At 73.6% G+C, this 21,832-nt stretch carries 18 protein-coding genes and 1 tRNA gene; 9 read left to right on the plus strand and 10 right to left on the minus strand.

Annotated features, from left to right (window positions below):
* Window positions 1–4 precede the first annotated feature (4 nt).
* Window positions 5–235, minus strand: coding sequence for a glucose PTS transporter subunit EIIB (locus H9640_RS02550; protein WP_191789190.1), 231 nt, complete (start codon window positions 233–235; stop codon window positions 5–7).
* A 267-nt stretch (window positions 236–502) separates the two neighbouring features.
* Between H9640_RS02550 and ptsP the strand changes: the two genes are divergently transcribed.
* From ptsP to H9640_RS02580, 6 genes are all read left to right on the plus strand, one after another.
* Window positions 503–2,194, plus strand: a complete 1,692-nt coding sequence (gene ptsP / locus H9640_RS02555; RefSeq protein WP_191789191.1) for a phosphoenolpyruvate--protein phosphotransferase — start codon at window positions 503–505, stop codon at window positions 2,192–2,194.
* A 168-nt stretch (window positions 2,195–2,362) separates the two neighbouring features.
* Window positions 2,363–2,761: a globin gene (locus H9640_RS02560; protein WP_030150930.1), complete on the plus strand. Its 399-nt coding sequence runs from the start codon at window positions 2,363–2,365 to the stop codon at window positions 2,759–2,761.
* 61 nt (window positions 2,762–2,822) lie between these two features.
* Complete coding sequence (locus H9640_RS02565; RefSeq protein WP_191789447.1) at window positions 2,823–3,731, plus strand: acyl-CoA thioesterase; 909 nt, start codon at window positions 2,823–2,825, stop codon at window positions 3,729–3,731.
* A 48-nt stretch (window positions 3,732–3,779) separates the two neighbouring features.
* Complete coding sequence (locus H9640_RS02570; protein ID WP_191789192.1) at window positions 3,780–4,778, plus strand: DNA topoisomerase IB; 999 nt, start codon at window positions 3,780–3,782, stop codon at window positions 4,776–4,778.
* 127 nt (window positions 4,779–4,905) lie between these two features.
* Window positions 4,906–5,202, plus strand: coding sequence for a hypothetical protein (locus tag H9640_RS02575; RefSeq protein WP_191789193.1), 297 nt, complete (start codon window positions 4,906–4,908; stop codon window positions 5,200–5,202).
* A gap of 75 nt (window positions 5,203–5,277) precedes the next feature.
* A complete protein-coding gene (locus tag H9640_RS02580; RefSeq protein ID WP_225226638.1) occupies window positions 5,278–6,933 on the plus strand; it encodes an SDR family oxidoreductase in 1,656 nt (551 codons plus the stop codon).
* Here the strand turns inward: H9640_RS02580 and H9640_RS02585 are convergent.
* The 8 genes from H9640_RS02585 to H9640_RS02620 all read right to left on the minus strand — a co-directional run bounded on the left by H9640_RS02585 (window position 6,914) and on the right by H9640_RS02620 (window position 18,054).
* On the minus strand, window positions 6,914–7,714 hold the full coding sequence (locus H9640_RS02585; RefSeq protein ID WP_191789195.1) for a hypothetical protein: 801 nt from the start codon (window positions 7,712–7,714) through the stop codon (window positions 6,914–6,916). The two genes, H9640_RS02580 and H9640_RS02585, sit on opposite strands and share 20 nt — an antisense overlap.
* 114 nt (window positions 7,715–7,828) lie before the next feature.
* A complete protein-coding gene (locus tag H9640_RS02590; protein WP_138824940.1) occupies window positions 7,829–8,335 on the minus strand; it encodes an acyl-CoA thioesterase in 507 nt (168 codons plus the stop codon).
* An 83-nt stretch (window positions 8,336–8,418) separates the two neighbouring features.
* The gene (locus H9640_RS02595; RefSeq protein ID WP_191789196.1) at window positions 8,419–10,005 is read right to left on the minus strand and encodes a GTPase family protein; all 1,587 of its coding nucleotides are present in this window, start codon (window positions 10,003–10,005) and stop codon (window positions 8,419–8,421) included.
* Complete coding sequence (locus tag H9640_RS02600) at window positions 10,005–12,101, minus strand: dynamin family protein (protein ID WP_225226639.1); 2,097 nt, start codon at window positions 12,099–12,101, stop codon at window positions 10,005–10,007. Before H9640_RS02600 ends, H9640_RS02595 begins: the two co-directional genes overlap by 1 nt.
* A 135-nt stretch (window positions 12,102–12,236) precedes the next feature.
* A complete protein-coding gene (gene ettA / locus H9640_RS02605) occupies window positions 12,237–13,919 on the minus strand; it encodes an energy-dependent translational throttle protein EttA (RefSeq protein WP_191789197.1) in 1,683 nt (560 codons plus the stop codon).
* Between the two features lie 112 nt (window positions 13,920–14,031).
* Entirely contained in the window at window positions 14,032–14,709 is a 678-nt protein-coding gene (locus tag H9640_RS02610) for a single-stranded DNA-binding protein (protein ID WP_191789198.1), read from the minus strand.
* Between the two features lie 43 nt (window positions 14,710–14,752).
* Window positions 14,753–16,339, minus strand: coding sequence for a GTPase (locus H9640_RS02615; RefSeq protein WP_191789199.1), 1,587 nt, complete (start codon window positions 16,337–16,339; stop codon window positions 14,753–14,755).
* Window positions 16,336–18,054 (minus strand): GTPase, encoded by a 1,719-nt coding sequence (locus H9640_RS02620; RefSeq protein WP_191789200.1) that lies wholly within the window; start codon window positions 18,052–18,054, stop codon window positions 16,336–16,338. Before H9640_RS02620 ends, H9640_RS02615 begins: the two co-directional genes overlap by 4 nt.
* Before the next feature lie 187 nt (window positions 18,055–18,241).
* Between H9640_RS02620 and H9640_RS02625 the strand changes: the two genes are divergently transcribed.
* Window positions 18,242–18,314 (plus strand) — tRNA-Arg (locus tag H9640_RS02625).
* Between the two features lie 576 nt (window positions 18,315–18,890).
* On the plus strand, window positions 18,891–19,547 hold the full coding sequence (locus H9640_RS02630; RefSeq protein WP_191789201.1) for a flavin reductase family protein: 657 nt from the start codon (window positions 18,891–18,893) through the stop codon (window positions 19,545–19,547).
* A 247-nt stretch (window positions 19,548–19,794) separates the two neighbouring features.
* On the opposite strand, the gene H9640_RS02635 is transcribed toward H9640_RS02630, so the two are convergent.
* Window positions 19,795–20,433, minus strand: a complete 639-nt coding sequence (locus tag H9640_RS02635; RefSeq protein ID WP_191789202.1) for an alpha/beta hydrolase — start codon at window positions 20,431–20,433, stop codon at window positions 19,795–19,797.
* Window positions 20,434–20,608: 175 nt separating this feature from the next.
* Between H9640_RS02635 and H9640_RS02640 the strand changes: the two genes are divergently transcribed.
* On the plus strand, window positions 20,609–21,826 hold the full coding sequence (locus tag H9640_RS02640) for a toxic anion resistance protein (RefSeq protein WP_191789203.1): 1,218 nt from the start codon (window positions 20,609–20,611) through the stop codon (window positions 21,824–21,826).
* The last annotated feature ends 6 nt before the right edge of the window (window positions 21,827–21,832 follow it).

Consider the following 21,832-nt stretch of genomic DNA (forward strand, 5'->3'; position numbering starts at 1 on the left):
CGGGTCAGCGCAGGGTGTCGAGCTCGGCGGCGAGGTTGTCTGCCTCGGGTCCCACGATCACCTGGATGACCTTGCCCGAGCGGACCACGCCGAACGCACCCGTGGCCTTGAGCCCGACCTCGTCGACGAGCGCGGGGTTGGTCACCTCGACGCGCAGCCGGGTGATGCAGGGTTCGAGGTCGACCACGTTCGACTGTCCGCCGAGCGCCTCGAGGATCTGCTGTGCCTTGCTCATCTACGAACTCCTGACTCCTGTGCTGCGGGGCGCCATTGCCGGGGCGACGGCCTGCGAGCAGGCCTCTTCCTCCCACCCTAGTCTCACGACCCGGCGCGGTGAGGGACAAGGGCGGGCGATTTCCCCTGCCCGACGACGCCGCGCGCCACCTGCGCGCACGCCCGCGGCGACCGGGTGCCCGCTTGGCGCTCCGCTCACGGCTGGGGAACACTGCCAGGTAGGGGAACCCGGCCGACCGCCGGGACCGGGCGAGCTCAGGAGGACGTCGTGGCCAGCGAGGAACAGCGGACGATCACCGGCATCGGGGTGTGCCCCGGGAAGGTCGTCGGACCGGTCGTCTTCCTGCCCGAACCGCTCGCCGAGCCCTCCCCCGGGCTCCGCCTGCGCCCCACGGCCGACCTGCGCGCCGAGGCCGACCGCATCCCGGTAGCGGCTGCCCAGGTGCAGGCCGACCTCGAACGGGCCGCGGCTGCCGCCTCCGGGGACACGCGCGACGTGCTGGAGGCCACGGCCGCGATGGCCGCCGACCCGACGCTCGCGGGCGACGCCGCACGGCGCGTGGTCGACGAGCACCTGATCGCCGAGCGCGCCGTGTGGGAGGCCGCCGACTCCGTCGCGCAGCAGTTCGAGGCCCTCGGCGGGTACTTCGCCGAGCGTGCGCGTGACATCGCGGACGTGCGCGACCGGATCGTCGCCGCGCTCTCGGGCCGCCCCGCGCCGGGGGTCCCGGACCACCCCGAACCGTTCGTGCTCGTCGCGCTCGACCTGGCCCCGTCGGTGACCGCGGGCCTCGACCCGGCACGCGTGCTCGCGATCGTGACCGACGGCGCCGGCCCCACGTCGCACACCGCCATCGTCGCGAACGCCATGGGCATCCCCGCGGTGGTCGCCGCGGTCGGCGCGAGCGAGGCGCTCAACGCGGGAGACACGGTCCTCGTGGACGGGTCGGCCGGGACCGTGCTCGTGCACCCCACCGACGAGCAGGTCGCGACCGCACGGGCGCTCGCCGCGACCGTGCGGACCTTCTCGGGAGAAGGACGCACCGCGGACGGCCACCGGGTCCAGCTCCTCGCCAACATCGGCGACCCCGCGGGGGCCGAGCCCGCCGCGGCCGCCGGGGCCGAGGGCGTGGGGCTCTTCCGCTCCGAGTTCGCCTTCCTCGACCGCGAGGAACCGCCGACGGTCGACGAGCAGGTCGCGGCCTACCGGACGGTCTTCCACGCCTTCCCCGGCCGCAAGGTCGTGATCCGTACCCTCGACTCGGGCGCGGACAAGCCCCTGCACTTCCTGTCGGTCGACGACGAGGAGAACCCGGCCCTGGGGGTGCGCGGGCTGCGCACGGCCGAGAAGTGGCCCGACCTCCTGGAGCAGCAGCTCGAGGCCGTCTCGCTCGCGGCCGCGGCCGAGGAGGCCGTGGTGTGGGTCATGGCCCCCATGGTCTCGACCGTCGCCGAGGCCGAGTGGTTCGTGTCCCGGTGCGCGGCCCACGGGCTCGACACCGCGGGCGTCATGATCGAGGTGCCCAGCGCAGCCCTGCTCGCCGGTCCCGTGCTCGCCCGCGCGCACTTCGCCTCGATCGGCACCAACGACCTCACGCAGTACACCATGGCGGCCGACCGCCTCCTCGGCTCGCTCGCCGAGCTGAGCGACCCGTGGCAGCCCGCAGTCCTCCAGCTCGTCGCCGCGACCTGCCGCGGCGGGGACCTCCAGGGGCGGCCCGTGGGCGTGTGCGGTGAGGCGGCGTCGAACCCCGTGCTCGCGGCCGTGCTCGTCGGGCTGGGCGTGTCCTCGCTGTCGATGACGGCGCGCGCGATCCCCGACGTCGCCGCGCTGCTGGGCGCGGTGACGATCGCCGAGTGCCGCGAGGTCGCACAGCTCGCCCTGGCGGCCGAGAGCGCGGCCGACGCACGCGCCTCGGTCCGGGCAGCCCTCCCGCAGCTCGACGAGCTGGGGCTGTGAGGAGCCCGACAGCGGCGAGCGTCACGTCGCCCGGACGCCCGGGCGTGCGCGACCGGGTGGGATGATGGCCGCGTGACCAGCGATCCCGTCCCTGCCCCCGGCGGCACGCCCGCACCGCTGCCAGGCGGCTCTCCCGCTGCCCTCCCGGTGAGCGCCGCGACCCCGCGCCTGCGCGAGTCCGTCGCGTCCTCGGACAGCTTCTACGACGCGATCGGGGGGCACGAGACCTTCGTGCGGCTCGTCGACGTGTTCTACGAGGGCGTGGCCGCGGACCCCGTGCTCAAGCCCATGTATCCCGAGGAGGACCTCGGCCCCGCCAAGGTCCGGCTCACCATGTTCCTCGAGCAGTACTGGGGCGGCCCCACGACCTACTCGGAGCAGCGCGGCCACCCCCGCCTGCGCATGCGCCACGCCCCCTTCAAGGTCAACCCCGACGCGAGGGACCGCTGGCTCGCGCACATGCGTGCCGGCGTCGACTCGCTCGACCTCGCCCCGCTGCACGAGGCCACGCTCTGGGACTACCTGGAACGTGCCGCCCACTCGCTGATCAACACCTTCGAGGAGTGACGTGACCGACGTGACGGCCCCCCGCGCCCACCAGTCCGAGCAACGCGACCAGCCCGAGCCCTTGCGTACCAAGGTCACGGCGGACGAGCTCGCGCGCGACCCGCTCGGCAACCTGCTGCGCGCGCTCCGGCTCGAGGAGAAGCCCGCCGACGACTCGCGTTCCGACGGCGCCGACGTGCGCTTCGGCGGCCTGAGCGTCGACCAGCCCAACGCCCGGATCTACGGCGGTCAGGTGCTCGCCCAGGCGCTCATCGCCGCGGGCCTGACGGTCGAGGGCGACCGTCGGCCCCACTCGATGCACGGGTACTTCCTGCGCGCGGGCGACCTCGACGCCCCCATCGAGTTCGCGGTCGAGAAGCTGCGCGACGGCCGCTCGTTCAGCGCGCGCCGCACGCACGCCGTCCAGCACGGCAAGCCGATCCTGTCGATGATCGCGTCGTTCCAGGAGGAGCAGGACGGTGTCGAGCACACCTCACCCATGCCCGAGGCCCCGGACCCCGAGACCCTGCCGTCGGCGTTCGACGAGCTCGGCAAGATCCCGCACCCCGCCGCGCGCTCGCGCTCGCACGAGGCCGCGTTCGACCTGCGCCACGTGGGCGGCTCGCTCTACCTGGGCCCGGGTGCCGAGCGCACCGACCAGCAGATGGTGTGGATGAAGGCCCGCGGGCCCGTCGAGGGCGACCAGCTCCTGCACCGCGCCCTCATGGCGTACGCGTGCGACCAGATCATGCTCGAGCCCGTGCTGCGCAAGACCGGGTCCAGCTGGGTCACTCCCGGTGCCTCGATCGCGAGCCTCGACCACGCCATGTGGTGGCACCGCGACGCTCGCGTCGACGAGTGGCTCCTCTACGTCCAGTCCTCCCCGAGCGCGCAGGGCGGGCGGGGCCTGGGCGCCGCACGCGTCTTCACGCGCGACGGTCGCCTCGTGGCGAGCATCGCGCAGGAGGGCATGCTGCGGCTGCCGGTCTGACCGGACCGCTGACGAGCGAGTCGCCGGGACGCGGGGCAGGATGACCGGATGGTCCGCCTGCGCCGCGTCTCGGTCTCCTCTCCCGGGTACGGCCGACGCCGCCACGGCAAGGGGTTCTCGTACCTCGACGTGGACGGCTCCCGCTTGACCGACCCGGACGAGCTCGCGCGGTGCACGCGCCTGGTCGTCCCGCCCGCCTGGTCCCAGGTGTGGATCTGCCGGTACCCGGACGGTCACATCCAGGCGTTCGGCTACGACGCGGCGGGGCGCGGCCAGTACGTCTACCACGAGCAGTGGCGCGAGCGCCGGAACCGTCGCAAGTTCGACCACGTCCTCGAGGTCGGTGCCCGGCTCCCTGCCGCACGCCGCCGGGTCGCCAAGGACCTCGCGCTGGACGGCATGCCCCGGGACAAGGTCCTCGCGCTCGCGTTCCGGCTCCTGGACCTCGCGTACTTCCGGGCGGGCAGCGAGGCGTACGCGCGGCAGAACGGCAGCTACGGGCTCGCGACGCTGCGTACCGAGCACGTGCGCGTGCGGCGCGACGGCTCGGTCCACTTCCACTACCCCGCGAAGTCGGGGCAGGTGCGCGACGTCGTCGTCGAGGACGAACGGGTCCGCGAGATCGTCACGACGCTCGTGCGGCGTCGGGACGCGGGCGACCTGCTCGCGTGGCGCGAGGAGACGCCGGGCGGCGTCGTCTGGCACGACGTGACGAGCGCGGACGTGACCGCCTACCTCAAGGAGCGCCTGGGCGAGGACGCGACCGCGAAGGACTTCCGCACCTGGCACGCCACGGTCCTCGCGGCCCGTGCCCTCGCGGACGCGGGCGCGCCGCCCGCCTCGGCCCGCGCCCGGCGGGCCGTGGTCGCGGGCGTGGTCCGGGACGTCGCCGAGGAGCTGGGCAACACCCCGGCCGTCGCGCGGTCGTCGTACATCGACCCGCGACTGATCGACCTCTGGGAGCGGGGGCAGACCATCGCGCCGCTCCTGGGCAGGCGGCGCGGCCAGGCCGCGTCCGAGCGCGCCGTGCTGGACCTGCTGGCCTAGACGTCGGCATGGTACGAGCCGTCCCGAAGGTCACCGGGCCCCACGGGACGAACGCCCCTCCCTGGGAGTCTCCTGAACGTGCTACCTTCTGCCGCCATCTCATCACGTTCAAGCAGGAGCATCGACGATGATCTTCTTCGGCCGGGGCCGCAAGGCCAAGTCACAGCACATCTCCCCAGAGCAGGCCCTGGTCCTCGCCTACACCTACGTCCACATCTTCTGGCTCTTCCGCATCACGGTGCCGCGGGAGTACAGCCTCGCGACGCTCACGCCGTCGGGCTGGGCCCAGCGGCCGCTGACCGCGGACGAGGCGACGGACGCTCGTGGTGAGCTCTCGATCCACTGGTGGTGGAAGTGGGGCCTGGCGATCATCGGCGTCCCCCTCTTCGCGCTCTTCGTCCTGGCCCTCGCTCTCCCGGCCTGACGCGAGACCTCCGGAGCAGGTCCGGGAGACGGCCGGTCGCGAGCGGCCGCCCCCCGGGTCACCATGGGGAGCATCATGACTCCAGCCGACGCCGCCGCTCCCCCGCCCTCCGTGACCGCCCCTGCCGACGGACCCACCGCCCCTTCCGGGCCCACCCCGCTGACCGTCGCCGTCACGGGGGTGACGGGCTACGTCGGCGGCCGCCTGGTACCCGAGCTCCTGGACGCCGGGCACCGCGTCCGCGCGGTCGCCCGCCGCCCGGAACGCCTGGCCGGACGCGACTGGGCCCAGCACGTGGACCTCGTGCAGGCCGACGCGTCCGACCTCGACCAGATCCGCGAGGCGCTGCAGGGCGCGGACGTCGCGTACTACCTGATCCACTCGCTCGGCACGGGGCGCTCGTTCGCGGCCCGCGACCGCCGCACGGCCCTGACGTTCGCCCGGGCGGCACGCGAGGCGGGCGTCGGGCGGATCGTCTACCTGGGCGGCCTGTTCCCCGACGTCGACGACGCCGACCTGTCCCCGCACCTGGCCTCGCGCAAGGAGGTCGGCGAGATCCTGCTGGCCTCGGGCGTCCCGACGACGGTGCTCCAGGCCGCAGTGATCCTCGGCTCGGGCTCGGCGTCGTTCGAGATGATGCGCTACCTCACCGAGCGCCTGCCCGCGATGACGACGCCGCGCTGGGTCGACAACCGCATCCAGCCGATCGCGATCCGCGACGTGCTGCGCTACCTGGTCGGTAGCGCGACGATGCCCGCGGACGTCTCGCGCGCGTTCGACATCGGCGGACCCGACGTCCTGACCTACCGGCAGATGATGCAGGGCTACGCGCAGGTCGCGGGCCTCCCTCGACGGCTCATCGTGAGCGTCCCCGTGCTGACCCCGCGCCTGTCGAGCCACTGGGTGGGGCTCGTGACGCCCGTGCCCGCGAGCATCGCGCGGCCCCTCGTCGAGTCCCTGGTCCACGAGGTCGTGTGCGACGAGCACGACGTCGCGCGGTACGTCCCCGACCCGCCCGGCGGGCTGATCGGCTTCCGTCGCGCGGTCGAGCTCGCGCTCGAGCGCATCCACGACGGGGAGGTGACCACCCGGTGGTCGTCGGCTGCGGTCGAGGGGGCGCCGAGCGACCCCCTGCCCTCCGATCCCGACTGGGCGGGTGGCTCGCTCTACGTCGACGAGCGCCGACGCGTGGTCGACGCCCCGGCAGACGTCCTGTGGTCCGTGATCGAGTCGATCGGCGGGCAGCGCGGCTGGTACTCGTGGTCGCTCGCGTGGCGGGTGCGCGGCCTCCTCGACCGGCTCTCGGGCGGGCCGGGCCTGCGCCGCGGGCGCCGCGACGAACGCACGCTCGTGGTCGACGACGTCCTGGACTTCTGGCGGGTCGAGGCCATCGAGCCCGGCCGGCGCCTGCTGCTGCGCGCCGAGATGCGGCTGCCGGGTCTCGCGTGGCTCGAGCTGCGCGTCGACGAGGCGGCCGAGGAGATCACCGGGCCCGACGACGTCGGTCCCGCTCCCGAGGAAGCGTCCGGTCCGGGCCGGAGCTACTTCGCGCAGCGGGCGCTCTTCCATCCCCACGGCCTCGCCGGGCAGGCCTACTGGTGGTCGGTCAAGCCGTTCCACGGCGTGGTCTTCGGAGGCATGCAGAAGAACATCGCCGAGGCTGCCGAGCAGGCTGCGCGCCGGACGGAGGAGCAGGCCCGGCGGCCCACCGCTACTCCTCGAGCGCGGTGAGCATCCGGTCCACGAGGGCGAACGCGGTCTCGCTGACGACCATCCCGGCGAGCGTGACGTCCGTCAGGTCCGCGTAGTCCTCGATGAGCTCGCGGATGTCCTCGTCGAGCACGCCGGGCCGGTGCACGGCACCACGCGCGGGGACCGCGCCCGAGACCAGGTCGAACGTGAGGGACGCGATCGCGGCGAGCAGCGGCTCGTCGGCCGCGACGAGCCGTGCGATCGCGGCACGGCCGGCGGCGGACGTGGCCTCTCCCGTGACGGCCTGGAACGCGAGCAGCGCGACCTGGAGCGTCGCGGGACCGTGGAGGAAGGACGCGTCGAGGCCGGGCAGGACCTCCTGCGCGGCGAGCAGCACCTCGAGCTGGAGGTCCACCTGGTCGGCGGGCTCGCCGGGCAGGTGGGCTGCCCCCATCGTCAGCAGGAGCAGCGCGACCCCGCTGCGCACGTCCTCGGGCTGGTGGTCGTCCCGGACGACGGCCGCGAGCACGCGCAGCGCGGGCACCGAGACCTCGTAGAGCGCTCCCTCGTGGTTCACGACCTGCCACAGCAGGTCCAGTGCCTCGTCCTGCTCGGCACCCGCCGGCCCCACCACGGCGCGTACCAGGGCAGGGATCACGTCGGCCGCGCCGAACGCCCCCTGGTAGGCGGCCCAGTCCACGGCGCCGAGCTCGACCTCGACGTCCGAGACCGACGCCGCGGACCGGGGCAGAACGGGCAGAACGTCTTCGGGTCCGGCATCGACGGCCACGTCGGCGCCCACAACCTCTACGGTGTCCACGCGCGCATCATGACATCAACCAGGGGCATCCGTCACGGTCGTGTTCGTCACCGGACCTGCGGACGTCTCACCGGGGGGTCCGGACGGGGCAGGACGGCGGCGCGGCCGAGCGCCTCAGCGCCCCCGACGACGGAACTCGAGCGGTTCCTCGACGAAGGGCTGCCAGGCGGCGCGCTCGGGCTCGGTGATGCGTCGCGGGGCACCCGTCGCCGCGTCCACGACCACGATGGTCGTCGCTGCCTTGGCGTAGGGCCTGCTGCCGATCGAGGGCCCCGTGCGCTCGGCGCCGTCCGGCCACTCGGTGTGCACCTCGTAGCAGACCTCGAGGCTCGCCCCGCCCAGGTGCCCGAGCCACATCTCGACGCGTACCGGGCTCCGCGTGAACCCCAGGGGCCGCAGGTACTCGATCTCCTGCCGGGCGACCAGGGTGTGCGACGTCGCGTGCGGTCCCGTGTCGAGGACCGCCGTGGGCCAGCTCTCCTCGATCGAGGCCTCGGGGTGGCGCCAGAACGCGGTGATGCGGGCATCCTCCAGGAGCCGCAGCATCTCGACGTTGTTGACGTGCTGATAGGCGTCGAGGTCGGACCAGCGCAGGGCGACGGGGACGTGCAGGCGGGTCATGGAAGTCCTTTCTTCGCGAGGGGCACGCGCCTCTCGTCCGCCGGAGATCGGTGGGGAGGCACCCGGGTCACCTTACGCCCGCCTCAGGTCGCCGCGACCTGGGCGGCCACGCGGCAGGTCGTGAGCGCCGAGAGCTCCTCCGCGACGGGCAGCCAGACGAGGTGCCCCGCGACCTCCCCGATGCTCTCCCGCAGCCTGCGGCGCGCGCGGGCCGCCCGCCGTCGGGCACCGAGCGCTCCCGCGACGCGCGACGCGAGGGCCAGCACGACGCCGACCACCACCCCGCCCAGGGCCAGGAGCGTCGGCCAGGGAATCCCCCGCCACACCGGGGTCGCCGGGGCCGGGAGCTGGAGGTAGGCGAGCACCGCGAGCACCCCCAGCCACGCGAGCCCCGCGACCAGCGCCCCCAGCACGACCCACTGCAGGAAGCTCACGACGCCCCACCAGCGCGGGCGGCGCGTGGCCTCGAGCTCGGTGCCCGCGACGGCCTGGTCGAGCGCGTCCGCCAGGCCCCCCGTGCTGTCGGTCACGCTCGCCCGCGCCGCGAGCACCCAGTCCTGCGGGGCCCCGGCCGTCATGGTCGAGACGTACTCGCGGACCGCGACCTGCGCGCGGGCCGCGACCGTGGGCGAGGTCCGCGGGATCGACGTGCGCGCCAGGTCCGGCCGGTCCGTGCCGCGCGTGAGGCCCAGGCGCCGCAGCGGGTCCACCCGCAGCCGCCCGATCCACCGCGTGGGAGGCCACCCGGTCGCGGCGCGTGCGCGGCGGTTCGCCGATCCCCGCACGGCGTCGACCACGGTGGGCACCCCGGCCGCGGCCTCGAGGGTGTCCACGAGGCGGGCCCGTGCCGCGTCCTGCGAACGCGCGGGCACCGTGTCGCCGCACGCGTCCGCGATCCGCCTCGCGACGCCGCGCACGTCCGCGGCCATGCGCGCGACCGCGGCCTCCCGGCGGGCCGCCGCGCGGTCCAGGAGCGCGTCGAGCTCGTCGATCCCCTGCCCCGTGGTCGCCGAGACGCCCAGCACCCGCGCGGCGGCCAGGCCGTCCTCGGCCACGAGCCGGCGCAGGTCCGCGAGGCACGCGGTCGCCTCCTCGGGCGTCAGCCGGTCGATCTGGTTGAGCACGACCACGACGACGTCCCCGTGCCCGGCGAGCGGGCGCAGGTACCTCTCGTGGAGTGCCGCGTCCGCGTACTTCTGGGGGTCGACGACCCACACCAGCAGGTCGACGCGCTCGACCAGGCGCTCGGCGACCGCCCGGTGCTCGGTCACGACCGAGTCGTGGTCCGGCAGGTCCAGCAGCACGAGCCCGTCGGTGGCCACGGCCGCACGATCCGCGGCATGGTGCCGGTCGCCCACCTCGAGCCAGCTCAGGAGGGGGTCCGCGCCCGGCCCCCAGACGACCGCCAGGGGGCGCGACGTCGTCGGGCGCGTGATGCCCGCACGCGCGAGCGGCGCGCGCGCGATCGCGTTGAACAACGACGACTTGCCGGACCCGGTGGACCCCGCGAGCGCGACGACCGTGTGCTCGGCCGACAGCGCGCTGCGCGCCGCGGTCCGCGCGAGGACGGCGCGCGCGTCGTCGAGAAGGTCGTCGGGCAGGCGCGCCGTGCCGGCCGAGACCGCGGTCTCGAGCGCCGCGACACGCGCCGAGAGGTCGAGGCGGGCCATCAGCGCTCTTCCCCGGTGGTGGTGGCGTCGCCCGGCTCGTCCGTGCGGGCGCCGAACAGGCGGCGCCAGAACCCGGGACGCTCGGTCGCCACCGCGTCGTCCGGGGCCGCTGGTGCGGTCGCAGGACGGGTGTGCGCGCCGCGCAGGGCGCCCGCCTGCCCGACGACGCCGCTCGCCTCTCCCGCCACGCCCGCCCGGTCGCGGCTCTTCTGCTCGCGCCGCGCGGCCTGGCGCACGTCGTACGCCGCGGCACGGAGAGCGGCGCCCGTCGTGTCCCCCGTGCCGAGCGCGTCGAGCTGCGACGTGTAGCGCCGGGCCTCGCCGTCGAGGACTGCCGTGACGCGGTCCACGAGCCGGTCCTGCGCGGTGCGGGTCAGGCGGCGGACCGCGTCGTCCCCGAACACGGCCTCCAGGAGCTTCTGCGCGAGCACCGCGGTCCCGCCCGCGATGCCGATCTCCGCCCCGGTGATGCCGCCCGTCGAGGCGAACACGAGGATCATGAGCGCCACGCCCAGCCCGTTGAGACCGAACGACAGCGCCCTCGCCTTGCCGCGCCGGGCCGCGGCCTGCTCGCCCACGAGCGCCAGGACGTCGGACTGCCAGCCCCGGATCTCCTCCGCGACCCGGGCGCGCAACGAGGCCGAGGCGCGGGACAGGTCGAGCCCGTCGAGCAGTGCGGAGCCGGCCGGGTCGGCACGCCACGCGCGGTACGCACGTTCGGCGGCCTCCTCCGCGGCGTCGAGCACCACGGACTCCAGGCCGTGCGAGATCGCCTCCTCGACACCCGGGACCTTGCGGCCCTTGCCGCGGAAGAACCCGCCGATCGCGTCGCGCACCGAGCCGACCTTCTGCTCGACCGCCCGGAAGAACTCGCCCGTACCCACGAAGTCCTGCCAGCGCGCGAGGACCTCACCGCGCAGCATGGCACCGTCGCTCGTCGCGGCCAGGACCGTGCGCCGCGCGTCGTCGTAGGCCGCGTCGACCGCGGACCTCAGGTGGTCGTCGGCCTCGTGCTGCACGTCGACCGCGCCCGCGAGCCGCAGCGCACGCCGCACCAGGTCGTCGACCACGCCGTCGCGCGTCGCGTCGATCACGGCCGAGCGCGCGCCCGCGTCGCCGCCGAGCGCGGTCAGCCAGCGCGAGATCTCCCCGACCGCGGTCTCGGGCAGCAGACCGTCCGTGAGCGGAGCCTCGGGCACGAGGAAGATCGGCGCGTCGCCCAGACCGTTCTCGGAGGCCAGACGCTGGAGGTCCGCGCCGACGGCCTCCGCCCCCGGGTCGACGCGGTCCAGGACGAGCGCGACCTGCGCGCGCCGGGTCGCCGCCTCGACGAGCAGGTCCCACGGCACCGCGTCGGCGTAGCGCGCGGCCGTGGTCACGAAGAGCCACAGGTCCGCGGCACCCAGGAGCTGCGCCGCGAGCTCGCGGTTCTCGACCACGACCGAGTCGACGTCCGGGGCGTCGAGGAGCGCGAGGCCCTGCGGCAGGACCTCGGACCCGACCAGCCGGACGGACCGGTGCGATCCCTCGGCCGCCCCGTGGTCCGCGGGACCCGTGACGCGTGCGAGCCCCGGCAGGATGCGGTCCGTGCTGAACCAGCGGACGTCGAGCGGGTGGTGCACCAGCACGGGCGAGCGGGTCGTGGGCCGCAGGACCCCCGGGACCGTGACCCTCTCCCCCAGGACCGAGTTCACGAGCGTCGACTTGCCCGCCCCCGTCGAGCCGCCCACCACCACGAGCAGCGGCGCGGACCTCGACCGCAGGCGCGGGAGGAGGTAGTCGTCGAGCTGGTCGACCGCGAGGGCGAGCGTCCGCCGGTCCTCCTCGACCCCCGGCGTCACGAGAGGCAGGCGCTGCGCGGTGAGCTCGCCCCGCAGCACGTCGAGGGCCGCGACGAGCTCGTCGGTACCCTGCGCCGTGCGCGCGGCATGCCCCACGACCGGGTCGTCCTCGGCGACGTGGCGACCGTGACCGGCCTCGTCGAGGCCCCGCCCGACGGAGCCGGCCTCGTCGGAGCGGTCGTCTGCGCCGTCGGGAAGGCCGCCGTCAGGGGCGCCGCCGACGGACGGGGCGACGTCGTCGCTCGGGAGGGTCATGGGCCTCAGTCTGCCGGACGCGGCGCCCGAGCGACCGGTGAGCGCGCCGGGACGCCGAAGGGCCCCGGCGCAGCTCGCCGGGGCCCTTCGGTCGCGGTGCCGTCCGTCAGGGGACGAGCACCGGTCGTGCGCTGGTCAGTCGCGCGTCAGCTTGCGGTACGTGACGCGGTGCGGGCGCGCCGCGTCGGCACCGAGGCGGCCGATCTTGTTCTCCTCGTACGAGGCGAAGTTGCCCTCGAACCAGTACCAGTTCGCCGGGTCCTCCTCGGTGCCCTCGTACGCGAGGATGTGCGTCGCGACGCGGTCGAGGAACCACCGGTCGTGCGAGACCACGACGGCGCAGCCCGGGAACTCGAGCAGTGCGTTCTCGAGCGAGCCCAGCGTCTCGACGTCCAGGTCGTTGGTGGGCTCGTCGAGCAGCAGGAGGTTTCCACCCTGCTTGAGGGTCAGCGCGAGGTTCAGACGGTTGCGCTCACCGCCCGAGAGCACGCCGGCCGGCTTCTGCTGGTCCGGACCCTTGAAGCCGAACGCCGCGACGTACGCGCGCGAAGGCATCTCGACGTTGCCGACCTTGATGAAGTCGAGCCCGTCCGAGACGACCTCGAACAGCGTCTTCTTGGGGTCGATCCCGCCGCGCGACTGGTCGACGTAGGAGATCGACACGGTCTCGCCGACCTTCAGGTCGCCGCCGTCGAGGGGCTCGAGGCCCACGATCGTCTTGAAGAGGGTCGTCTTGCCGACGCCGTTGGGGCCGATCACGCCGACGATGCCGTTGCGCGGCAGCGTGAAGCTGAGCCCGTCGATGAGCCGGCGGCCGTCGAAGCCCTTCTGCAGGTTCTGAGCCTCCAGGACGACCGAGCCCAGGCGCGGGCCCGGCGGGATCTGGATCTCCTCGAAGTCCAGCTTCCTGGTGCGGTCCGCCTCGGCAGCCATCTCCTCGTAGCGCGCCAGACGCGCCTTCGACTTGGTCTGGCGGCCCTTCGCGTTGGAGCGGACCCACTCGAGCTCGTCCTTCAGGCGCTTCGCGAGCTTCTGGTCCTTCTTGCCCTGGATCGCCAGGCGCTCCTGCTTCTTCTCCAGATACGTGGAGTAGTTGCCCTCATAGGGGTACAGGCGACCGCGGTCGACCTCGCAGATCCACTCCGCGACGTGGTCGAGGAAGTAGCGGTCGTGGGTCACGGCGAGGATCGCGCCGGGGTAGGACGCGAGGTGCTGCTCGAGCCACAGGACCGACTCGGCGTCCAGGTGGTTGGTGGGCTCGTCGAGGAGCAGGAGGTCGGGCTTCTCGAGGAGGAGCTTGCACAGTGCCACACGGCGGCGCTCACCGCCCGAGAGCACCGACACGTCGGCGTCCGGCGGCGGGCAGCGCAGCGCGTCCATGGCCTGCTCGAGCTGCGAGTCGAGGTCCCACGCGTCGGCCGCGTCGATGGCCTCCTGCAGGGTGCCCATCTCGGCGAGCAGCGCGTCGAAGTCCGCGTCCGGCTCGGCCATGAGCGCCGAGATCTCGTTGAAGCGGTCGAGCTTGCCCTTGATCTCGGCCACGCCCTCCTCGACGTTGCCGAGGACCGTCTTCTCCTCGTTCAGCGGCGGCTCCTGCAGCAGGATGCCGACCGAGTAGCCCGGCGAGAGCCGGGCGTCGCCGTTCGAGGGCTGCTCGAGGCCGGCCATGATCTTCAGGATCGTGGACTTGCCGGCACCGTTGGGGCCGACCACACCGATCTTGGCCCCGGGAAGGAAGTTCAGGGTGACGTCGTCGAGGATGACCTTGTCACCGTGCGCCTTGCGCGCCTTGTACATGGAGTAGATGAACTCAGCCACTGGCTCTGTTCCACCGTTCGATCGCTCGCGGGATGCTGTGCGCCCGCCCCGGACCCGGGGTGGCCCCCGGTGGGGCGGGCGTCTTCGACCCCCCAGCCTACGCGGTCGGGCCTCAGCGCGTCGCCAGGAGCTCGCCGGTCAGCAGGCCCTCGCCGTCGTCGTCGGCCTCGGCCTTCTCGTCGGTGAGGCCCGCGTGGTCGGCACCCGAGCCTCGCTCCCCCAGCGCGTCGTCCACCAGGCCGTGCTCGGCGTCGTCGTCCTCGGGGAACGGCTCCCCCGGCCGGCCCAGGTCCCACGCGGTGCCGTCGCCCGGTCCCTCGTCCAGACCGCCCGAGCGCCCACCGGCCCCCGTGGCCCCCGAGCCCGGAGCGCCCCCGGGCGACCCGGACGCCGGGGCGTCGGTGACGCCGTCGGGCTGGGCCGTGCGATGGACCGTGTGCTGGAACTGCGCACGACCGCGCGTCAGGTCCGGGCCGAGCGCGCTCGCCTCGATCACGAGGTTGGTGCGCGGACCCTCGGGGCTGGTCCACTCGTCGACCGCGAGGCGGCCCGTGACCACGACCGCGTCGCCCTTGCGCAGCGACGCCGCGACGTTCTGCGCCATGGCCCGCCACGCCTTGACCGTGAACCAGATGGTCCGCCCGTCGACCCACTCGCCGCGCGAGCGGTCGAGGTAGCGCGTGGTGCTCGCGATGCGAAAGCTCGTGAAGTCGTTGCCGGTCGGGGACGTGAAGAGCTTGGGAGTCGTGCCCATGAAGCCTGCCAGCGTCACCGTGACGTCGTTGCCCATCGTTCCTCCTGGGTGCGGGGTCGGCCTGGTGCCGACCGCGCACTCAGGCTGACGGTTCGCGCGTCGCGGTGTCCTGGGCCGAGGGGGCTCCTGTGGACGCGTCGCCCAGATCCTTGCCTGTGGGCAACGTCAGAGGCCCGGTGAGCGGCAGCTCCTTGCCCGTCTCGCGCGCCGACTGCGCCAGCTCGCGGACCCTGCGGTGCTCGTCGAGGAGCTTCTGCGTGGGCTTGCCCATGGTCTCCTGGACCACGCGTTCGACGGCGCCGCGCCCCGACGCCAGCACCGTCGCCTCGCGGCGGCGCGCCAGCGTGCGGCGGATCTGGACCCCCGCGAGGAAGAACCCCAGGGCGACCAGGACCGCGGCCCCGGCCACGATCGCGGACGTCGCGACGATCGCCCTGTCCAGGTCCAGCACCCCCAGCGAGCTGAGGATCGCGAGAGCTCCCGTGACCACCGCGACGCCGATCGCCACGAGCGCCGTGACCCGCGTCGCCCGAGCCGAGGACGGCCCGCGGGTGTCGAGCGAGACCTTCGACAGCGCGCGCTGGGTGTCCTCGACGAGCCGGTCCGCAGGCGCCACGGCCTCGTCCAGCGCACGCTTCCAGCCCGGGCGCAGCGCCTTGCCCGCGCGCGCGATCCACCGGCTGCGTGACAGCGCGACGGCGTCGGCCTGCGGCGGGGCGAACTCGGGGCGCCCGTACCCGTTGCGCACCGCTGCCGCGACCTGCCCCGCGACGGCCGCCAGGCCCGTGGCCTCGCCGATGGCGACGACCTCCTCCTCGACCGCGGTGCTCATCGTCCACGGCACCTCGCCCGGGGTCTCCTCGAGCAGCAGCGCGCCGGCGCGGTCGAGCTCGCCCGCGACACGGCTCGCGGCCACGCTCCGGCGCGCCACAGCCTGCTCCAGGAGCTCGCGCACCTGCCCCAGGCCCTCGCCCGTGCGTGCCGAGACCATGGTCACGTACACACCCGAGAGGCCGTCCTCCTCCAGGAGGCGGCCCATGTCCGCGACCAGGTTCCCGCGCTGCGTCGTGGGCACCGTGTCGATCTGGTTGAGCGCCACGACCATCGACGCCTCGAGCCCGACCGACTTCTGCAGGTAGCCCGAGTGCAGCGCGTCGTCGGCGTACTTCTGCGGGTCCACGACCCACACGAGCAGGTCCACGAGCGGCAGGACGCGGTTGACGACCTCCTGGTGCGCGGGCTCGATCGAGTCGTGGTCCGGCAGGTCCAGCAGGACCAGGCCCTCCAGACCCTGCTCGGCGTCGCCGTCGAGCTCGCTGCCGCGCGTGATCCGGCGCTCGGGGTCGACCTCCAGCCAGTCCAGCAACGCCGTCGCCTGGTCGCTCCACGAGCACGCCGTGATGCGGGCCGTCGTGGGCCGCTTGGCACCCACGTCCGCGAAGTTGAGGCGCGAGATGCGGTTGAACAGGCTCGACTTGCCGGAGCCCGTGCCGCCCGCGAGCGCCACGACCGTATGGTCCACGCCGAGCGCCAGACGCTCGCGCACCCCGTCGATCGCGGTCCGGATCCGAGCCGCGACCTCGGGGTCGAGCCGGTCGCCCGCGAGGTCCAGGGCCTTGGCGAGGTCGTCCGTGCGGGACCTGAGCTGGGTGTCGTGGGACGTCATGAGAGCCTCCTGAGCTCGGCGAGGCGCAGGCGCAGCCCGACGGCGGCATCCGGTGCGAGGGCGGGGACGTCGAGGCGTTCGTGCAGGTCGAGGGACTCGCGGGCCACCATGGTCGCGGCGCGGTCCGCGAGGTCCGACGCGAGGGTCGCGACCGACGCGTCCCCCGCGTCGCCGAGCAGGCTGCGCACGAGGCGCGCGGCGTCGTCGGACCCTGCGGCGGCCGTGAGGAGGAGAGCCGCCAGGCCCGTGGGCCCGAACGCCTTGCCCGCGGCCTCGGCCCGGCGCGTCTCGGCGGTCTCCTGCGGCGCGATGCCGGGCTCGTCGATGCCGCGCAGGGCCTCGACGGCACGGTCGGCGACCGCGACCCACTCGTGGACCTGCGTCGCCGCGGCCTGCTCACGTGCTGCCTCACGGACCGGGTCACCGTGCTCGGGCGCGAAGGCCGGGCCACCGGGAGGGGCCGTAGGTCCCGAGAGCGCGACCCGCAGGGCGTCGTCCGCGGTCGCGCCCGCGGCGACGAGAGTACGGGTCGCTGCGGCGCGCACCTCGTCGAGCAGCGGTTCGAGCGCGACCTCGCGCGAGCGCCCCCGACGCTTGGTCGAACGGGCCAGGCCGTGGCGGACCTTGACGCGGTCGATCTTCTCCGCACCCGCGAGCTGGGCCCAGCGCGAGGCGACCGACCCCTCCGCCACGACGCCCGAGGCGACGGACGCACGGGCCGAGGCCTCGGCACCCGGCAGGGCACGGTCGATCGTCTCGCGCAGGACCTCCGCGGCCTCGACCTGCTCCTGCACGGCGCCCGCGATGCCCGTGACCCATGCGGGCAGCGCCGCGAGCGACCCCTTGAGCGTGCGCACGATCACGGCGCGCGAACGGTCCGGGCCCGCGAGCATCGTCAACCAGCGCGCGATGGGCGCGACCGTCGCAGGGTCGAGCATGCCCTCGTGCGGACCCACGTCAGGGATCACGAACAGCGGGACGCCCTCCATGCCGTGCTCGCGCAGGCGGGCCAGCAGGTCGCCACGGATCGTCGTCAGGTTGTGCTGCGGGACGCGGTTGAGCACCATCGCGACGCTCGCGCCGCGCTCCATGGCCTGACCCAGCGCGACCCAGGGCAGGGCGTCGCCGTAGCGGGCCGCCGTGGTCACGAACAGCCACAGGTCCGCGGCCTCGAGCAGCTGCGCAGCGGTCGACCGGTTCTCCGCGAGGAGCGAGTCCAGGTCCGGGGCGTCCAGCAGCGCCGTGCCGCGCGGCACGCCGTCGTGCTCGACGACGCGCGACATGGCCGTCGTCGGGCTGTGGACCAGGACGTCGACGTCGAGCGGGTTGTAGGCGAAGACGGGCTCACGGGTCGTCGGGCGCAGGACCCCCGCCGTGGAGACCTCCTCGCCCAGCAGCGAGTTGTACAGGGTCGACTTGCCCGCGCCCGTCGACCCGGCGATCACGACCACCGCAGGCGAGGACAGCTCCTTGAGCCGGGGCAGCAGGTGCTCGTCGAGCTGGTTCAGGAGGCGCTTGCGAGCCTCCTCCGCGTCTGCGGCCCCGTCGAGGTCCAGCGGCAGGCGGGCGTCGGCGACGTCACGACGTAGGTCCCGGCCCACGTCGTAGACGGTCGTCCCGATCTCCTCGGGGGCGTTGCCAGGCGTGTTGCCGGGCGTCCTGCCCGAGGCGGAAAGGGCCCGCGAGGCAGGGTCGGCAGCATGTCGGGTCGTCACCCGTTCATCTTCTGTGGTTACCGAGGCGATGCCAAACGCGCGCGCCGATGACCGGGTGACGGACTGCGGCCGGGGCGGGTGAGTTGGCTGGCCGGGGACGCGCGGCCGAGAGGAGGTGGTGTGCGACACGTCGTCCTCGCGCGCGTGCGCGCAGGTCACGGCCGGTTCCCACTACGATGGTCCCCGCGCCCCGATAGCTCAATGGATAGAGCAACGGCCTTCTAATCCGTAGGTTGCAGGTTCGAGTCCTGCTCGGGGCACCCCTGCGCCTCCCCGAGGAGCCCCACCAGCTCCGCCCCGCTCGCGACCACCCGCGCCTCGTCCGCGAGGCCCTCGGGCAGGTCGTCCAGCAGGCTGGGGTCGGCAACGACCACGAGCCCACCGAGCATGATCGTGAGCCCGCAGGTGCTCGCCGCCGCCACGAGGAAGTCCCAGGCGGCCCTGCCCCCGACGTGGTTGACCATGAATCCACGGCTCAGGTCCCGCACTCCGTACAGGTCCGCCCGGCCGTCGGGGAACGAGAGCTCGACGTACCCCGCCTCGAGCTCCTGGCGAGAGACCAGAGGCTCGATCAGTGCGGCGAGCGCCCCGACGTCGACCTGTCCTGCGTCACCGTCGACGAACCGTTGGACGAAGATGTCGAAGCTCATGTGCAGAGCATGCCCGACGGGGCGGACACCCCAAGGGGGCCGGTCCTCGCTCGTCGGTGGCGTGGCCGTGCGGGCCCAGCGGTGGACGCCTCCCCGAGCCGTCCGCTCTCCTGACCACGACCTCACGTCCCGGTGGCCCGCTCCGTCTTCAGGACGAGCCCGTCCACCCGTCGCGGAGGTACTCCCATGCTGGCCGTCCAGAGCACCGAGCACGTCACGATCGACCCGTCCATCCTCTACTTCGGGACCCCGGTGGTCCTCGTCAGCACCGTCGGCGACGACGGACGGCCCAACCTCGCCCCGCTGTCGTCGATCTTCTGGTTGGGCCACACCGCGGTGATCGGGGTGGGGGCCAGGTCGCAGACGGCGATCAACCTTCGGGAGACGGGCGAGGTCGTCCTCAACCTCCCCTCGGTCGAGCAGGTCTCGGCGGTCGACCGGATCGCGCTCACGACGGGCCGCGACCCGGTCTCGGCGCGCAAGTCGTCCGTGGGGTACCGGTACGAGCCGGACAAGTTCGGGCGCGCGGGCCTGACGCCCGTCGCGTCGGACACGGTGTCGGCGCCGAGGGCGGGCGAGTGCCCGGTGCAGCTCGAGGGTCACGTGGTGGACGCTCATCCGTTGCGCGGCGACGACCCGGTCGCGGCGGGGAGCATCCTCGCGGTCGAGATCGCGGTCACGCGGGTGCACGTGCACGAGTCGATCCGGCTCGCGGGCTCGGCCCACCGGATCGACCCCGACCGGTGGCGCCCGCTCATCATGAGCTTCCAGCAGTTCTACGGGCTGGGTGACCGGGTGCTGCCGTCGAGGCTCTCGTCGATCGACGAGGAGTGGTACCGCTAGCCGTCGTCGCCCAGGCGATCTCCGCCGTCGGGACCGCGGTGCCGACCGCTCCGCTGTGGGCGGCGTCCCGGCCCGTCGTGGCGGTCCGGTGACGGGCAGCGCTTCCGTGGTCGGCTGAGCGTGAACTGTTCGGGTCGGGGGCCGTGCCCATAACTGACAACAATTGTTGGCACTCTGCGGCAACACCACCCCGCCCCCAGCCCCTGGTGCCCCCCAGGAGAGGGTGCGCCCCCGGCGGAAGGAGGCGTCAGCCCCCGAGCCCGGCGCCTTCGAGCACCCCGTCCAGGAACACCGACACGTCGGCGAGCTCCTCGGCGCTGATCGAGTGCGGCAGCCCCGAGTACTCGACGTCGGTCACGGCGGTGAACCGCGGCAGCCAGGCCGAGGTCCGCGCCGTCGCGTCGGCCGAGATGACCCGGTCCGCGTCGCCGTGCCCGAAGAAGACGGCCGGCCGCCGTTCCGCGAGCGCCTCGTCACCGGGCAGCACCGCGTCGAGCACGAAGCCCGAGAGCACGACCCCCGCGGCGAAGCGCTCGGGTGCGGTGCGCAGGAGCTGGGTTGCCATCAGGCCGCCCTGCGAGAAGCCCACGGGCACGACGACCGTCCCGGGGGTCACGTTCGCGTCGAGCCACGCGAGCACCGCCTCGGTGGACTCCGCGACGGGTGCCGGGTCGGGGCGTCCCGGCACGCCCAGCGGGAACCACGAGAACCCGCCGTTGCCCGCGTCGAGGGGCGCGCGCAGCGACGCCCAGTCCCAGACCGGGTGAAGATGACCGGCGATCGCGGGCAGGTCGTGCTCGTGCGAGCCGAACCCGTGGAGCAGCAGCAGGAGGGGGCGGCCCGCCTGGTTGCTGCCGCGGACGTGGACCGTGATCGGGGTGCTCATGCCGAGAATCCTGGCATGGGGAGTTCTCTCCTCTCCCGGGGCGTGAAAGAGTAAAGAACCGGCCACCTGTCGCGGATATACTCCCCGGACCGGCCGGTCGACCGGCTTGCCCGGTTCGCCGGGTTCCAGGGGTGGTCTCGCACCGACCCCGGTCCAAGACGAGCGAAGGATCACGATGACCGAGGCAGCACCGCTCCAGCCCCCCGCCGCGACCGAGCACCTGGTGCTCTCCGCGCCCGAGCCCGTGAAGCCCGTCGCGACCACGCAGGCCCCCGCGATGGCTCCGCGCGTCGACGAGGCCGCGATCCCCGGTCTGGACCAGAAGGTCACGTCCTACCTCGACGCGCTCATGGCCTCCGACGCGCGCTCGCCCGAGTTCGCGGCCAAGGCGAACGACGTGCGCACCATGGGCGACCAGGACATCCGCACCGCCGCCGACGCCTCGAACCGCCTGCTGGCCACGCCCGTGCGCGCGCTCAAGGAGGGCGGGCTGTCGGAGGGCTCCAAGGTGGGCAGCACGCTCCTGGAGCTGCGCCGCACGGTCGAGAACCTCGACCCGTCCGAGGCGAGCATGGGCCGCAAGCTCCTCGGCTTCATCCCCTTCGGTGACAAGCTGACGGACTACTTCCGCCGGTACGAGAGCGCGCAGGGCCACCTCAACGCGATCATCCGCGCGCTCTACGACGGCCAGGACGAGCTCCGCAAGGACAACGCCGCGCTCAATCTCGAGAAGCAGCACCTGTGGGACACCATGGCGCGCCTCAACCAGTACATCTACGTGGCCGAGCGCCTCGACGCGCAGCTCTCCGCGAAGACCGCCGAGCTCGACGCGACGGACCCGGAGAAGGCCAAGGCGCTGCGCGAGGACGTGCTGTTCTACGTGCGCCAGAAGCACCAGGACCTCCTGACGCAGCTCGCCGTGTCCATCCAGGGGTACCTCGCGATCGACATCGTCATCAAGAACAACGTCGAGCTCATCAAGGGCGTCGACCGCGCGACCACCACGACCGTCTCGGCGCTGCGCACGGCCGTCATCGTGGCCCAGGCGCTCGCCAACCAGAAGCTCGTCCTGGACCAGATCACGGCGCTCAACACGACGACGTCGAACATGATCGCCTCGACGTCGAAGATGCTCGCGGACCAGTCGGCGACCATCCAGGCGCAGGCTGCGAGCGCCACGGTCGGCCTCCCCCAGCTCCAGGCCGCGTTCCAGAACATCTACGCGACCATGGACTCGATCTCGACGTTCAAGGTCCAGGCGCTGGACTCGATGGCGCAGACCATCGGCGTCCTGGAGACCGAGACGACCAAGGCCCGCGAGTACCTGGACCGTGTGGCCCAGGGTGACCAGTCGGGTGCGGCCTCGGGCGCGCTCGACCTCGGGAAGGTCTGACCCGGA

Source organism: Oerskovia gallyi (genome assembly GCF_014836745.1).
GTDB lineage: Bacteria > Actinomycetota > Actinomycetes > Actinomycetales > Cellulomonadaceae > Oerskovia > Oerskovia paurometabola.